Origin of the sequence: Mesorhizobium sp. B2-2-3 (genome assembly GCF_006442405.1) — a bacterium.
GTDB lineage: Bacteria > Pseudomonadota > Alphaproteobacteria > Rhizobiales > Rhizobiaceae > Mesorhizobium.
This window is the reverse complement of record NZ_VFWC01000005.1, coordinates 16,630-31,843: the sequence shown is the minus strand read 5'-3', so window position 1 is coordinate 31,843 and position 15,214 is coordinate 16,630. Positions and strand designations below refer to the sequence as shown.

Here is a 15,214-nt window from a genome sequence, read left to right as displayed (position 1 = left end):
GGTTCACATCACCTCGTTGTCGGCCGCCTGTCCAGTGAAGCGGCCGCCGGCGGCTATGGAGCCGCCGGCGTGCCGTTCATTTGCCGGGCATGACCTTGTCGGTGGTGGCCCACTTCTTCGGATAGACGATCGCAGCATCCTCCGGCGCCTGGTTCACGGCCGTGTATTGGATGATCGTGAACGGCACGTCGACGAACTGATGGAAAGCCCAGTCGGGAGATTTGGTGGTCGGGAAGGTGTAGGTGGCGTTCACCCCTTCATATTTGATCTCTTCCAGTGCCTTCACGATCGCCGCGCGGTCAGCCGAGCCTGCCTTCTTGATCGCTTCGACGACGACACCGAACGTGTCATAGGCCTCCATGGCCACGCCGGTCGGTGCCCTATTGTAGCGTTCGGTGAACGCCTTCACGAATGCTTTGGCCTTGTCGTTCCATTGCGACTTGGGCTGCGCGACGTTGACGATGAGAAGATTGTTGGCGCATTCGCCGTCGACTTCCCACACTTCCTTCTGCAGCAGACCCGAGGAGCCGATGAGGGCCGTTTCGGCAGTCGGTGCGAGGCCGAGCTGGCAGGCCTGCTTGACCAGCTGATACTGCGCCTGTCCGGCGATCACCATCTGGATCGCATCAGGCTTCGGGCTCTGGTTCATCAGGCGCAGCAGCGCGGGCGTGAAATCCTGCTGGTTCAGGTCGATCGTTGCCAGCGTATAGGGGACGTTCTTGGCCTTCAGCTCATCGGCGACGACCTTGGCCCCGCCCTGGCCGAAGTCCGTGTTTTCGGCGATGATGGCGATGTTCTTGAAACCTTGCTCGACCGTCCAGTCGGCTGCCTTAACGTAAACGAGCGAGTTGGCCGGAGCGAGACGATAGACTTCCGGATACTGCTTGGCCGTGATGGCATCCGCCCATACGTCTGTACCGACCCAGGCGACGCCGTATTTGTGCGCCTCCTCGATTTCTGCGAGGGCGACCGAGGAATGGAATTCGCCGAAGATCGCGGCGACGTTGTCCTTGGTGATGAGTCGAACCGCCGCCGCGCTGCCGTCGGCCGGCTGCCCTTTGGTGTCCTCGTAGCTCACCTTCAGCTGACGGCCGAGCACGCCGCCGGCCTTGTTGACCTCGTCAACACCGAGCTGCACCGCCCATTGCATCTCCTGGCCGCCGGAATAGTTGCCGGGCGGGGACAGCGGCCCCACCCAGCCTAGCGCGATTGGATCCTCGGCCAGAGCCGGTGCGGCTGCGAACGGCAAGGAAGCCAGCGCGAGTGCCGCCAGCGCTCCCAAATGACTGGATATGGTCTGTTTCATGCGAATTTCCCCTGTTCTTGTTTTCTGATTGAATGAAACACTACGCTCATTTCTGGCAGATTGAAATATTCATTGCAGCTCGTCAACGGCCGGCGTAAATTCGCGCCATGTTGGAACCCGCCTTCCGCTCGCGCCTGCTCGAGAGTTTCGAGACGATGCCGCGCCAGCTTCGCGCGGCGGCGCAATGGGTGCTCGACAATCCGCGTGACGTTGCCCTCCTGTCGATGCGCGTCCAGGCGCAGCGCGCCGGGGTGACCCCGGCATCGATGACGCGGCTTGCCCAGCGCATGGGCTTCGACGGCTACGATAGCCTGCGCGACCTCTACGCCGAGCAACTTCGCCGCGGCGAGAAGGAGTTCTTGGGCAAGGCCGAAGCATTGATGGCGCGGCGCAAGCGCGGAGGAGACGGCGCGCTGGCCTTCGAGCTGGCCGAAACGCTCGAGCGCCATATGGCGAAGCTTTGCGATCCGGCGACGCTGGAGGCGGTGACCCGGGCAGCCTCGGTGCTGGCAGGCGCCAAGCGCATCTATGCGCTGGGCTATCGGTCGAGCTACCCCGTCGCCTGCCATTTCGCCTACGTCTATGGCCTCGCCGGCGGCGCGGTGCGTCTGCTTGACGGCGTCGGCGGAACCGGACCTGATCCTTTGTGGGAAGCGGGAGCGGGCGACGTGCTTTTGGCGATCAGCGTCAAGCCCTATACGCGCGCCGCCGTCGAACTCGTCGATTATGCACGCAGCCGCGCGCTCGAAATCGTGGCGATTACCGACAGCGTGGTCTCGCCGCTCGTCAACCGGGCGGGCGCCGTCATCATCGTGCCGACCGAGAGCCCGTCCTTTTTCCACACGATGGCACCGGCCTTTGCCATCGCCGAAACGCTGGCCGCGATCCTGGCGGCCGCCGCCGGCGATCGCGCGCTGGCCGCCATGCGCGACGTCGAACGTCAGTTCGACACCCTTTCCACCCATATCTACGAAACCAGGCAACGGTCATGACGCATATCCTCCATCGCCAGATCCACCACGACTATCCCGTTGCCGTCGGCGGCGATGGCGTCACCGTCATCGACAGCAAGGGACGCCGCTATATCGACGCCTCCGGCGGTGCGGCCGTCTCATGTCTTGGCCATCAGCATCCGGCTGTTCTTGCCGCGATGCATGCCGAACTCGACCGGCTCGCCTATGCGCATAGCAGCTTCTTCACCACCCGGCCGGCGGAGGAACTGGCGGACGAACTTGCCGCTCACGCGCCGGGCGATCTTCATCACGTCTATTTCGTCTCCGGCGGATCGGAAGGCATCGAGACCGCCCTGAAGATGGCGCGGCAATATTTCGTCGAGCGCGGCGAGCCGCAGCGCCGCCGCTTCGTGGCCCGTCAGCAGAGCTATCACGGCAATACGCTGGGCGCGCTTTCGGTGGGAGGCAACGCCTGGCGCAAGGCGCCGTTCGAGCCCATGCTGATCGAAAACCATCATATCGAACCATGCTATGCCTATCGGCATCAGCGGCCGGATGAAGGCAGCGAGGCCTACGGCCTGCGGGCCGCCGATGCGCTTGAAACGAAGCTGCAGGAACTCGGGCCGGAAACGGTCATTGCTTTTGTCGCAGAGACCGTGGTTGGAGCGACTCTCGGCGCCGTGCCACCCGCACCCGGTTATTTCAGGCGCATCCGCGAGATTTGCGATCGCCACGGCGTGCTGCTCATCCTCGACGAAGTCATGTGCGGCATGGGTCGCACCGGAACACTGCATGCCTGCGAGCAGGAGGGCGTCGCACCCGACATTATGGTGATCGCCAAAGGGCTCGGCGGCGGCTATGCCCCGCTCGGGGCGGTGCTGGCATCCGACCGGATATTCGATGCTTTTTCGCAAGGCAGCGACTTCCAGCACGGTCACACCTATATCGGTCATCCGCTCGCCTGTGCGGCCGGCCTCGCCGTGCAGCGGGTCATCGAGCGTGATGGTCTGCTTGCCAATGTCGCGGCGCGAGGCGCCACGCTCGAACGACGGCTGCGTGAGCGCTTCGGCAACCATCACCATGTCGGGGACATTCGCGGGCGCGGCCTTTTCCAGGGCATCGAACTTGTCGCGGATCGCTCGGCCAAGGCCCCGTTCGATCCGCGCCTGAAGGTCCATGCCCGGATAAAATCGGAAGCGATGCAGCGGGGGTTGATGGTTTATCCGATGGGCGGCACCGTCGATGGGCGGGCCGGCGATCACGTCCTGCTTGCACCGCCATTCATCGTCGACGACGGCACGGTCGATATTATCGTCGACCGTTTGGGCGACGCCGTCGATGCCGCGATCGGCAGCATTGCGATCTAGCGCATGAGACGCTCACCGACCGGACTCTGGTCCAATCGGCATCAGCCCCGACCTGGCCTCACAGTGCCGCGCCAGACCATCGGCGCGTGGCAGGTCAGGCGACTGCCGGCGCCTGCTTCCTCGCGCGAACCGGCGGCCAGTCGCACGGCGTGCGTGGCGATCTCCTCAATCGGCGGCGCAAAGGTCGTCAGCCGGTAGGAAGCCCAGTCAGCCTGCTCGATGTCGTCGAAGCCGGCGACGCAGAGATCGCGCGGGACGTCGACGCCGAACTCGTGGCGCGCCGCGTCCAGAAAACCGCAGGCGATCAGGTCGGTCACGCAGAATGCCGCATCCGGTCGCTGCCGGCCCGAAAGCAGGCGCCTTGCGCCTTCTGCCCCGGTCGCATAACCCGTGCGGCCCTCGCGCCACTGGATCACCTCCAGTCCTTCCTTGCGCGCTGCGGCAAGAAAGGCCGTCTCGCGCGCCACCAGACTGGGCGTGCCGGCTGCCGACGTCACCAGGGCAGGCCTGGTGCAACCGGCACGAAGAAAGGCGTGAAGTGCCGCCTCGGCGGCGGCGGCGTTGTCCACGCCGATGTTATGCGGTCCGTCGAACCGGTCGTCGCGATTGATCAGGATCAGGCGCTGCCCGTTCTCGAGGCAGGTTCGGATCAGCTCCTGCGGCGGCGTGCCGGACAGCACGATCGTCGCATCGGCACGGTAGTTCAGCGTGTTGCGCAGCGCCTGGTCGACATGGTGGCTGGGGCCCGACGTGTTGAATACCATGGCCACTTTGCCGGCATCCCTCAAATGCTGTGTCAGCGCCCGCAGGATACGAGCCTGATAGGGCGTGTCGCCATCGGCGACGACAAGGCAGACGATGCCCGTCGATGCCCGCATCAGGCCGCGCGCCAGATGGTTGACGTGATAGCCGAGCTGCTCGGCCGCCAGCAGCACCCGCTCCCGGGTTTCTTCCGAAACGCTGGCGCCGGGCGTGAACGTGCGTGACACGGCCGAGCGCGAAACGCCGGCAAGGTCCGCGACTTGCTGGGCACTGGAAAAGCCATTACGGCCTCTTGGCGTCGTCATGCACACTCCCACTGCCGTTTACCGATTCCTTGCACGCACGTGCAGCATAGCGCAAGCCGGTCACAGGTGTCACCGCCGCCCTTGACACACATGCGTAAATGAAACAGCTTTGCACAGCCGTGCATGAAGCCGGCGCCGGAGGCTACCTTGCCCATTTCTTCGCAGACCGCATCGGAGCTGCCATTGCCTGGACGGACAGCGTGAACAGCATGGCGGTGCAGCCGAAAGCCAGCCGGATGTCCGAAGCCGAACTCGACAGGCGCGCCGATGTTTGCCGGCAACTGCTCTTGTCGTCGGGAAACATGGCGATGCAGGGCTACAGCCAAATCGACGCAGCGCAGCCTGTGGAGATGAAGGGCCCGCAGGATTTCCTGACCGAGACCGACGGCAAGGTCGAGCATCACATCCGTACGACGTTGGCCGCGGCCTTTCCCGAGGACGGGTTTTTGGGCGAGGAAACCGGCGGCAGCGGCGGCTCTGATCGCATGTGGGTCGTCGACCCGATCGACGGTACGGCGAATTTCATGCGCGGCATTCCGCATTTCTGCGTTTCGATCGTCTTCGTTCAGAACGGCCGCAGCGAGATCGGCGGGATCGCCAATCCGGCGATCGGGGAGGTCTATTTTGCCCGCCGCGGGCACGGTGCGACGCGCAACGGCGCGGCGATCCATGTTTCGCGCACCCAGGCCTTCGACCGCGCCTCCGTGGAGTTCGGCTGGTCGCCGCGGATTCCCAACCGCGACTATCTGGACAAGGTGGCCCTGGTCTGGTCGCTGGGCGCCAATGTGCGCCGCTCCGGTTCGGGGGCGCTGGGCCTTGCCTATGTGGCCGACGGCCGCTCGGATGCCTATGCCGAGCTTCATATCAATGCATGGGACTGCCTGGCCGGATTGCTGCTGGTCGAGGAAGCCGGCGGGCGCGTCAACCGCTTTCTCGACGGCGACGGCATGGCGAAGGGCAATCCGGTGCTTGCTGCGGCGCCGGGTGTGGCGGCGAGATTGTCCCAGGTGATCGGAGTGCCGCTCGACGACGAATAACCAATTCCAGAGAGCATGAAAGGGAGGAATATCGATGAAAGGTCCATTTGATCGCAGACAAGGCAGGACGTGGCTTGGCCTTGCGGTGCTGGCCATTTTCGGTCTGGCCGGCGGCACCCATGCGGCGGATCGCAACCTCGTGATGTATTGCGGCGTCGACGAAGCCTGGTGCCGGGCCATGGCCACGACCTACCAGAAGGAAACCGGCGTCAGCGTCGACATGACCCGCATGAGCGCCGGCGAGATCTATGCGCGCCTGCGGGCCGAGAAGGACAATCCGCAAGCCGACATCTGGTGGGGCGGCACCGGCGACCCGCATCTTCAGGCGGCGGAAGAAGGTCTCACCCAGGAATACAAGTCGCCGCAGCTGGCGAACCTGCGCGACTGGGCTTTGAGGCAGGCTGAACGCGCCAAGAACCGCACCGTCGGCATCTATCTCGGCGCGCTTGGCTACGGCTACAACGAGGAAGACCTGAAACAGCGCGGCCTGACGGCGCCGGCCTGCTGGGCGGATCTGGTCAAGCCCGATTTCCAGGGCGAGATCGAGATGGCCGACCCCAATTCCTCGGGTACCGCCTGGACGATGCTGGCGACAATCGTGCAACTGATGGGCGAGGACAAGGCTTTCGACTATCTCAAGCAGCTCAACAAGAACATCGCCGAATACACCAAGGCGGGCGCCGCACCCGCGCTCGCCGTGGGCAAGGGCGAGACGCTGGTCGGCATTTCCTTCCAGCACGACGTCATCAACGCCGCCAAGCAGAACCCGGCCGTCAAGGTGGTCTCGCCCTGTGAAGGCACCGGTTTCGAGATCGGGTCGATGAGCATTGTTGCCGGGGCCAAGCACATCGACGAGGCGCGGAAATTCTACGACTGGGCGCTGACGCCAGACGCGCAGAAACTGGCGGCTCCGAACGGCAGCTACCAGATCCCGTCGAACACCGGCACCCCGGTGCCGCCCGAGGCGCCGGACCTTAGCAAGATCAAGCTGATCGACTACGACTTCGCCAAATACGGATCGTCAGCGGAGCGCAAGCGGCTGTTGAAGAAATTCACCGATGAGGTCCGCAACGGCGGCTGATCTGGTCCGTACGGCCGATCCGCCGGCTGCCTGCGGGGCAGCCGGCGCAACCCCGACCATACCAAAGGAAGATGTCGAATGGCACGGGCTTCGCCCTATCCCATGGCCAATGACCTCCCGGGGCGCAGTGCCGCCGGATGGCTGGCGCTGGCATGGGCGAGCTTCATTGTGCTGCCATGGTACCAAGTCGAAGGCGGCTTGCTTTCCTTTGACTGGCTGGCGCGTCCGGCAGAGGCGGCACCAGCCATCCTGCTGTCGCTGAACGGTCGGCTCTGGCTGCTTCCCTTGATCCTGCCACTTCTCCTGGCAAGCTGGCTCGTCGCGCGCCGGAACCTCCCCGGCCTGGCGACGGCGGGCGCTGCCGGTCTCGCCTGGCTGGCGATCGAGGGTTTTTCCATCATCCATTCGGGTTGGGGATTTGCCTGGCTTGGGCATCTCGCCAGTACGCCGGGGCCGGTGCAGCCGGGTCTCGGCTGGGGTGCCGTGCTGTACGCGGTGACGATGCTGATGTTCATCGCCGAGGCGCTGGCCGCGCGTGGCTGGTGCAAGGGCGACCGTTTTGTCGTCGGCTCGCTGCTGATCGTGATCGCTTCGCTGATCCTGTTCGTGGCTTATCCGCTGTTGTCGATCCTCGCTTCCGCCATCGAGGACAATGACGGCGATATCGTGCCGGCTCTGTTTGCCGAAAAGCTGTTCAGTGCCAACATCTGGAGCCTGCGCTGCCTCTACGGCGACGGTTCCTGCGGGGTGGCGTGGAATACGGTGGCGATCGCGGTGCTGGTCGGATTCTTCTGCACGGCGCTAGGCCTGGCGCTGGCGCTGATTGCGTTGCGCACCAGGCTGCCTGCCAAATGGCTGCTGCGCGGCCTCTCCATCTTGCCGATCATCACGCCGCCTTTCGTCATCGGCCTGGCGCTGATCCTGTTGTTCGGCCGGGCCGGCATCGTCACCAATCTTTTGTCAGAACATCTCGGTATTCCGCGCAGCCGCTGGATCTACGGCATGGCCGGCATCACCATCGCGCAGGTGCTGGCTTTCACGCCGATCGCCTTCCTGGTCCTGGCCGGCGTGCTGCAGGGCGTCAGCCCGAGCATGGAGGAGGCCTCGCAGACCTTGCGCGCCAGCCGTTGGCGCACTTTCAGCACAATCACCTGGCCGTTGATCCGCCCGGGGCTGGCCAGCGCCTTCCTGATCTCGTTCATCGAGAGCATGGCCGACTTTGCCAACCCGCTGGTGCTGGGCGGCAACTTCAACGTGCTGTCGACGGACATCTTCTTTGCGGTGGTGGGCGCTGCGCATGATCAAGGCCGTGCGGCGGTGCTGGCGATCGTGCTTCTGGGATTCACGCTCGCCGCTTTCGTCATCCAGCGCCGCTGGATCGGCAGCCGCAGCTACGTCACCGTCGCCGGCAAGGGCGATGGCGGTGTGCCGGCCACGCTGCCCAAGGGCTTGCGCATCGGCTGCTACGCCGCCGTCATTCCCTGGCTGCTTCTGACCATCGTGGTCTATGGCATCATCCTGGGCGGCGGCTTCGTGCAATCGATCGGCCGCGACAACACGCCGACGCTCGAATATTTCCTCACCGCTTTCTCCGTCGAGAAAGGCGTCAATGGCTGGTTCCTGAGCGGGTCGGCCTGGCCGTCGCTGCTGATGACCATCGGCCTTGCGCTGGTGGCGATGCCGTTCACCGCCGCGCTCGGCATCCTGACCGCCTATCTGCTCGACCGGCAGCATTTCGCCGGGCGCACGATGTTCGAATTCCTCGCCATGATGAGCTTTGCCATTCCCGGCACGGTCGTCGGCGTCAGCTATATCCTCGCCTTCAACGTGCCGCCGGTGCAACTGACCGGCACCGGACTGATCATCGTCATCTCGTTCATCTTCCGCAACATGCCGGTTGCGATCCGTGCGGGCCTCGCCAATCTTGGGCAGATCGACAAGAGCCTGGACGAGGCATCGCTGACACTGGGGGCGCGTTCCTTCGCCACCTTGCGGCGGGTGATCCTGCCGATCCTGAAGCCGGCTATCGTGACCGCGATGATCTACAGTTTCGTGCGTGCGGTGACCGCCGTCAGCGCCGTCATCTTCCTGGCGACCGGCCGCTTCAATCTCGCCACCGTCTATATTGTCGGGCGAGCCGATGTCGGCGAATACGGCATCGCCATCGTCTATTCGGCGGTGCTGATCGTCGTCATGATGATCATTCTGATCGGCATCCAGCTGCTGGTCGGGGAACGCCGGCTTGGCCGGCGCCGGGCCGAGGCGCAAGCCGTCGTGGCACCAATCTGATCGGGAGACGCGTATGGATCAAACGGCGAAGAACGCTGCCCCCGGCGTGGTGGACAGACCGGCAGTGCGTTTCGAGGGCGTCACCAAGAAATACGGCGCCGTCACTGCCGTCGACAATGTCAGCTTCGACATCGCACCGGCCAGCCTGGTGACGCTGCTCGGACCTTCCGGCTGCGGCAAGACGACGACGCTTAGGCTGATTGCCGGGCTGGAGCACGCAAGCCACGGGCGCGTCGTCATCGACGGCAAGGACGTCACCTTGCTGTCAGCCGCCGAACGGGACGTCAGCATGGTCTTCCAGTCCTACGCGCTGTTCCCGCACATGAACGTCATAGAAAATGTCAGCTACGGCCTGCGGGCGACCGGGCTCGGCAAGGTTGAGGCCGCGGGGCGCGCCGCCGAGAAGCTGGCACAGGTCGGCCTGTCCGGCTACGAGAAGCGCCAGCCGAGCGAACTTTCGGGCGGCCAGCAGCAGCGCGTGGCCGTGGCGCGCGCCATCGTGCTGGAGCCGAAGGTGCTTCTGTTCGACGAGCCGCTGTCCAATCTCGATGCCAAGTTGCGCCGGCGCGTGCGCGATGAAATCCGCGGTCTTCAGCAGGACCTCGCGCTGACCGTTGTCTATGTGACGCATGACCAGGAGGAGGCGTTGGCCGTGTCCGATCGCATCATCGTCATGAACGCTGCCCGCGTCGCTCAGGACGGGACCCCGCGCGACCTCTACAACGAACCCAGGAACTCTTTCATCGCCGACTTCATGGGCGACGCCAACCTGCTCGATGTCGAGGTTCTCGCCAGCAATGGGACGAATGCCGAGGTAAAGATCGGGCCGCTGCGGCTCGACATGCCGCATCGCGGCATCGCGGCGGGGCCGGCGGTGCTGGCCGTCCGGCCGAATGCCGTGCGCCTCGTCGCCGGCCAGCCGGCAGCCGGCGGGATGAGAGGGCGCGTGGTCAAGAGTTCTTATCTCGGCGACCACATGGAATACCGCGTCGCGATAAACGATCCGGCGGTCGAGCTGTTTGCGACGTCGCCGATCGTCACACCCGCCCTGCCGGAAGGCAGCGTCGTCGCGGTCGATTTCGATCCGGCAAAGATCGTGCTGATAGCGCGCGACAAGTCCTAGCCAGCAGCGGACACCGCTACCGGTGCGCCTGATACGAAAATAGTGGTTCTCGACGTTCCATGTCGATGTTACGAATCTCTGTGCATTCCGAATGTGCGCTTGTGACCATGTGTCCGGGCAATTTGGAACTGTGGCGAGCACAGGACGTATTCTTCACGCGGGACCAGACGGTGCACTCGAAGCCGTCACAGGGCCGCAATGGGCGTTTTCGACAGTGGCCACAAGGGAGGAAATACCAGTGAAAGCATCCTATCTCATCTCAGCCGCGCTGCTTGTGGGGACCGCGATGCCAGCGGCGGCAGCCGAAATTTCCGACGGCAAGGTCAAGATCGGCATCCTCAACGACCAGTCGGGTGTCTATGCCGATTTCGGCGGCAAATGGTCCGTCGAGGCGGCCAAGATGGCTGTCGAGGATTTCGGCGGCAAGGTCCAGAACGCGCCTATCGAGGTCATCAGCGCCGACCACCAGAACAAGCCGGACATCGCCTCCAACATCGCGCGCCAGTGGTACGACACCGAGCAGGTCGATGCCATAATGGAACTGACCACCTCCTCGGTGGCGCTAGCCGTTCAGGGACTTTCCAAGGAAAAGAAGAAGATCGACATCGTCACCGGCGCGGCTGCGACCGACCTGACCGGCAAGCAGTGCTCGCCCTATGGTTTCCATTGGGCCTACGACACCCATTCCCAGGCCGTCGGCACAGGCGGTGCCCTGGTGCAGCAAGGCGGCGACAGCTGGTATTTCATCACCGTCGACTACGCCTTTGGCTATTCGCTCGAGGAGCAGACCGCCAAGCTCGTCAAGGATCGCGGCGGCAAGGTGCTTGGTGAAGTGCGCTATCCGCTCGGCTCGACCGACTACTCATCCTTCCTGCTGCAGGCGCAATCCTCCGGCGCCAAGATCGTTGGCCTTGCCAATGCCGGTCTCGACACTTCCAACTCGATCAAGCAGGCGGCCGAATTCGGCATCGTCGCCGGCGGCCAGCGGCTCGCGGCACTTCTGTTCACGCTGGCCGAAGTGCATGGCCTTGGCTTGCAGGCGGCCCAGGGCGTCGTGCTGACCGAAGGCTTTTACTGGGATCGCGACGACAAGAGCCGCGAGTTCGCCAACCGCTTCTTCAAACGCACCGGCAGGATGCCGAACATGATCCAGGCCGGGACGTATTCGGCGGTGTCGCAGTATCTCAAGGCCATCGACAAGGCCGGCACCGACGAAACCGAAGCGGTGGCCAAGGAAATGCATTCGATGCCGGTCAATGACGTCTTTACCGCCAACGGCAAGGTGCAGGCCGACGGCTCCATGGTGCACGACATGTACCTCTATCAGGTCAAGAAGCCCGAGGAGAGCAAGAAGGATTGGGACTACTACACCTATCTTGCAACCATTCCGGGCGACCAGGCCTTCATGAAGGCCACGGATAGCGGCTGCCCGCTCGTCAGCAAGTGACGACGGCAACCGCCGCGGCCGTCAGGCCTGACGGCGATGGAGCCGTGCCGCGGGTGGTGCTTTCCGCCCGCGGCCTCAGGCGCGACTTCGCCGGGTTCGTTGCGGTGAAGGATGTCGATCTCGACGTTCATCACGGCAGGATTCACGCCTTGATCGGACCCAACGGCGCCGGCAAGACCACGATCTTCAATCTTTTGACCAAGTTCCTGCAGCCGACCAGCGGCACGATTGAACTGCTCGGCACCGACATAACCCGGACACCGCCGGCCAAGGTGGCGCGGATGGGCCTCGTGCGCTCGTTCCAGATATCGGCGATCTTTCCGCATCTGAGCGTGCTCGACAATGTGCGCGTCGCGCTGCAGCGGCCAGGCGGGCTGGGTTTCCAGTTCTGGCGCCCGCTTTCGGCGCTCGACCAACTGACGCCGCGGGCGCGCGAGCTTCTCGGCACGGTCGGCCTCGACGACGCGGCGCACCGGCTCGCCGGCGATCTCTCCTATGGCCGCAAGCGCGTGCTCGAGATCGCCACCACGCTGGCGCTCGATCCAAAGGTGCTGCTGCTCGACGAGCCGATGGCCGGCATGGGGCACGAGGATGTCAGCATGATCTCCGGGATCATCCGCGCCTTGGCCCGCGATCGGGCCGTGCTCATGGTGGAGCACAATCTGACCGTCGTTGCCGATCTTTGCGACTGGATCACCGTGATGCAGCGCGGCAAGGTGCTCGCGGCGGGCGACTATCCGACGGTCAGCCAGGATGAACGCGTCCGGATAGCCTATATGGGAACCGAGCATGAGTGAGCCGCTGCTTGCCGTGCGCGATCTCCATGCCTGGTACGGCGAGGGCCACGCGCTGCACGGCGTCGACCTCGATGTGTTCCGCGGCGAAACCGTGACGCTGCTTGGCCGCAACGGCGTCGGCAAGACCACGACGCTGCGCGCCATCATGGGGCTGATCCGCAAGCGCACCGGCAGTGTCGTCTTCAACAGCAACGACTTGATCGGCCTGCCCTTGCACCGTGTCGCCCACCAAGGCATCGGTTTCGTTCCCGAGGAGCGCGGCATTTTCGCCACGCTGACAGTCGACGAGAACCTGATCCTGCCGCCGGTGGTGGCCAAGGGCGGCATGAGCGTCGAGGAGATCTTCGAGCTCTTTCCCAACCTGAAGGAGCGCCGCAACAGCCCGGGCACCAGGCTATCCGGCGGCGAGCAGCAGATGCTGGCGATCGCCCGCATCCTGAGGACGGGTGTCCGGATGCTGCTCCTCGACGAGCCGACCGAAGGCCTGGCGCCGGTCATCGTCCAGCGCATCGGCGAATTGCTTGCGACGTTGAAAAAGCGCGGCATGACGATCCTGCTCGTGGAGCAGAATTTCCGTTTCGCCGCCCGCATTGCCGACCGCTTCTACCTGATGGAGCACGGCAAGGTGCTGAGCGGGTTTCCGGTCGGCGAACTGGCCGCCCACGACGCTCAACTTCACGAGGTGCTCGGAGTATGATCGCGCCATGACGATGATCTTCGGCATCCCCATCCAGGCCTTTCTCGGGCAGTTGCTGGTCGGGCTGATCAACGGTTCCTTCTATGCGATGCTGAGCCTTGGCCTCGCCGTCATCTTCGGCCTGCTGCGCATCATCAATTTCGCCCACGGCGCGCTCTACATGCTGGGCGCCTTCATCGGTTATCTGCTGCTTGTCCATCTCGGCATCGGCTATTGGCCGGCGCTGATCCTGGTGCCGCTCGCCGTCGGGCTGTTCGGCATTGCGGTCGAGCGTGCAGCGCTCTCGCGGCTCTACCAGCTCGACCCTCTCTACGGCCTGCTCTTCACTTTCGGCCTGGCCTTGGTCATCGAGGGCGTCTTCCGTTATTATTACGGCGTCTCGGGAAATCCCTATGCGGTGCCGGCGCTACTTGCGGGCGGCACCAATCTCGGCTTCATGTTCCTGCCCAACTATCGCGGCTGGGTGGTGCTGGCATCGCTTCTCGTCTGCCTGGGCACATGGCTTTTGATCGAGAAGACCAGGCTTGGCTCCTATCTGCGCGCCGCGACCGAAAATCCAGAACTGGTCCAGGCTTTCGGCGTCAACGTGCCACTGCTTTTGACACTCACCTATGGACTGGGTGCGGCACTTGCCGGTCTTGCCGGGATCCTGGCGGCTCCCGTCTACCAGGTCAGTCCGCTGATGGGGTCGGATCTGATCATCGTCGTCTTCGCCGTCGTCGTGGTCGGCGGCATGGGCTCGATCCTGGGCGCCATCGTCACCGGCTACATGCTCGGCCTCGCCGAGGGCCTAACCAAGGTGTTCTATCCCGAGGCGTCGAACCTTGTCGTCTTCGTCATCATGGCGATCGTGCTTCTACTGCGGCCGGCCGGCCTGTTCGGAAGGGACGCCTGAGATGAGCGAGCTGACGCTTCAGGAAAAGCGCGCCGCGGCCTCCGTGCGGCTGGAACGCGCGCTGGTGGCGCTGGCGGTATTGGCGCTCATCGCCGCGCCGTTCTTCGTCTACCCGTTCTTCCTTATGAAGATGCTGTGCTTTGCGCTGTTTGCCTGCGCCTTCAACCTGTTGCTCGGCTACACCGGCCTGTTGTCCTTCGGCCACGCGACCTTCTTCGGCGGCGCCGCCTATTTCTGCGCGCATGCCGTCAAGGTATGGGGCTGGCCGCCAGAGGCAGGCATTCTGCTGGGTACCGCCGGCGCGGCCCTGCTCGGGCTGGTCATGGGCTTCTTCGCCATCCGCCGGCAAGGCATCTATTTCGCCATGATCACGCTGGCGCTGGCGCAGATGTTCTTCTTCTTCTGCGTGCAGGCACCGTTCACGCAAGGCGAGGACGGCATCCAGGGCGTTCCGCGCGGCAACCTCTTCGGCATCATCGATTTGAGCGCTACGGTCAACATGTACTATGTCGTATTGGCCATCTTCCTGATCGGCGTCTTCGCCATTTGGCGGATCGTCAACTCGCCCTTCGGCATGATCCTGCGCTCGATCCGCGAGAACGAGAACCGCGCCATCTCGCTCGGCTATTCCGTCGCCAGGTATAAGCTCGCCGCTTTCGTCATGTCGGCCGCACTTGCGGGGCTTGCCGGCGCGGTCAAGGCAATCGTGTTCCAGTTCGCGACGCTCACCGACGTGACATGGCAGATGTCGGGCGAGGTGATCCTGATGTCGCTGCTTGGCGGCATCGGCACCATGGTCGGGCCGGTCGTCGGCGCCGGCTTCGTCGTCGGCCTTGAAAACACACTCGCCACCTCAGGCTTTCCGGTGACCATCGCCACCGGCCTGATATTCATGGTCTGCGTGCTCGTCTTCCGGCGCGGCATCGTCGGCGAATTCCAGGCGCGGCTGCCCAGGCCGGCGGACGGTGCAAGTGGTTGATATTCATCCCGTGGCCGATCTGCCTGCTGTCTCCAGCCATGTGGTGGGCAGTCCAGTGAGCAACCGGGAATGCAGCCTGGATGTTTATCGAAGCGCCTGCTTTACAGGCAGGTTTGGTAGCGCTACCGTCTCCGTATCGCGTGACCACATGAAGGTTGGAGGGCCGTCGCCGGGAG

General features: G+C 64.1%; 13 protein-coding genes. 11 read left to right on the top strand and 2 right to left on the bottom strand.

Translation table 11 applies throughout. From position 1 onward, the window contains the following. Positions 1 to 76: 76 nt before the first annotated feature. Positions 77 to 1,306, bottom strand: coding sequence for an ABC transporter substrate-binding protein (locus FJ951_RS10765; protein ID WP_140515004.1), 1,230 nt, complete (start codon positions 1,304 to 1,306; stop codon positions 77 to 79). A 107-nt stretch (positions 1,307 to 1,413) separates the two neighbouring features. Here FJ951_RS10765 and FJ951_RS10760 point away from each other — a divergent pair, with 107 nt between their 5' ends. Both FJ951_RS10760 and FJ951_RS10755 read left to right on the top strand, forming a co-directional pair. Continuing rightward, complete coding sequence (locus FJ951_RS10760) at positions 1,414 to 2,298, top strand: MurR/RpiR family transcriptional regulator (RefSeq protein ID WP_140515002.1); 885 nt, start codon at positions 1,414 to 1,416, stop codon at positions 2,296 to 2,298. Then, on the top strand, positions 2,295 to 3,626 hold the full coding sequence (locus tag FJ951_RS10755; protein WP_140515001.1) for an aspartate aminotransferase family protein: 1,332 nt from the start codon (positions 2,295 to 2,297) through the stop codon (positions 3,624 to 3,626). The genes FJ951_RS10760 and FJ951_RS10755 overlap by 4 nt, the downstream gene beginning before the upstream one ends. 41 nt (positions 3,627 to 3,667) lie before the next feature. Here FJ951_RS10755 and FJ951_RS10750 read toward each other — a convergent pair whose 3' ends face one another. After that, the gene (locus FJ951_RS10750; protein ID WP_140514999.1) at positions 3,668 to 4,693 is read right to left on the bottom strand and encodes a substrate-binding domain-containing protein; all 1,026 of its coding nucleotides are present in this window, start codon (positions 4,691 to 4,693) and stop codon (positions 3,668 to 3,670) included. A 236-nt stretch (positions 4,694 to 4,929) separates the two neighbouring features. Here FJ951_RS10750 and FJ951_RS10745 point away from each other — a divergent pair, with 236 nt between their 5' ends. From FJ951_RS10745 to FJ951_RS10705, 9 genes are all read left to right on the top strand, one after another. Beyond that, complete coding sequence (locus FJ951_RS10745) at positions 4,930 to 5,730, top strand: inositol monophosphatase family protein (RefSeq protein ID WP_181172228.1); 801 nt, start codon at positions 4,930 to 4,932, stop codon at positions 5,728 to 5,730. A 34-nt stretch (positions 5,731 to 5,764) separates the two neighbouring features. Then, positions 5,765 to 6,811, top strand: coding sequence for an ABC transporter substrate-binding protein (locus FJ951_RS10740; RefSeq protein WP_140514998.1), 1,047 nt, complete (start codon positions 5,765 to 5,767; stop codon positions 6,809 to 6,811). A 78-nt stretch (positions 6,812 to 6,889) separates the two neighbouring features. Continuing rightward, positions 6,890 to 9,100, top strand: a complete 2,211-nt coding sequence (locus FJ951_RS10735) for an iron ABC transporter permease (RefSeq protein WP_246671706.1) — start codon at positions 6,890 to 6,892, stop codon at positions 9,098 to 9,100. Between the two features lie 13 nt (positions 9,101 to 9,113). Then, complete coding sequence (locus FJ951_RS10730; protein ID WP_140514996.1) at positions 9,114 to 10,223, top strand: ABC transporter ATP-binding protein; 1,110 nt, start codon at positions 9,114 to 9,116, stop codon at positions 10,221 to 10,223. A 238-nt stretch (positions 10,224 to 10,461) separates the two neighbouring features. Then, complete coding sequence (locus FJ951_RS10725; RefSeq protein ID WP_140514995.1) at positions 10,462 to 11,670, top strand: ABC transporter substrate-binding protein; 1,209 nt, start codon at positions 10,462 to 10,464, stop codon at positions 11,668 to 11,670. Continuing rightward, positions 11,667 to 12,467: an ABC transporter ATP-binding protein gene (locus FJ951_RS10720; protein ID WP_181167435.1), complete on the top strand. Its 801-nt coding sequence runs from the start codon at positions 11,667 to 11,669 to the stop codon at positions 12,465 to 12,467. The genes FJ951_RS10725 and FJ951_RS10720 overlap by 4 nt, the downstream gene beginning before the upstream one ends. Continuing rightward, the gene (locus FJ951_RS10715) at positions 12,460 to 13,164 is read left to right on the top strand and encodes an ABC transporter ATP-binding protein (protein WP_140498404.1); all 705 of its coding nucleotides are present in this window, start codon (positions 12,460 to 12,462) and stop codon (positions 13,162 to 13,164) included. The genes FJ951_RS10720 and FJ951_RS10715 overlap by 8 nt, the downstream gene beginning before the upstream one ends. A gap of 7 nt (positions 13,165 to 13,171) precedes the next feature. Next, complete coding sequence (locus FJ951_RS10710) at positions 13,172 to 14,059, top strand: branched-chain amino acid ABC transporter permease (RefSeq protein WP_140514993.1); 888 nt, start codon at positions 13,172 to 13,174, stop codon at positions 14,057 to 14,059. 1 nt (position 14,060) lies between these two features. Beyond that, positions 14,061 to 15,038 carry a branched-chain amino acid ABC transporter permease gene (locus tag FJ951_RS10705; RefSeq protein ID WP_140514992.1) on the top strand — a complete coding sequence of 326 codons (978 nt, stop codon included), beginning with the start codon at positions 14,061 to 14,063 and terminating at the stop codon, positions 15,036 to 15,038. The last annotated feature ends 176 nt before the right edge of the window (positions 15,039 to 15,214 follow it).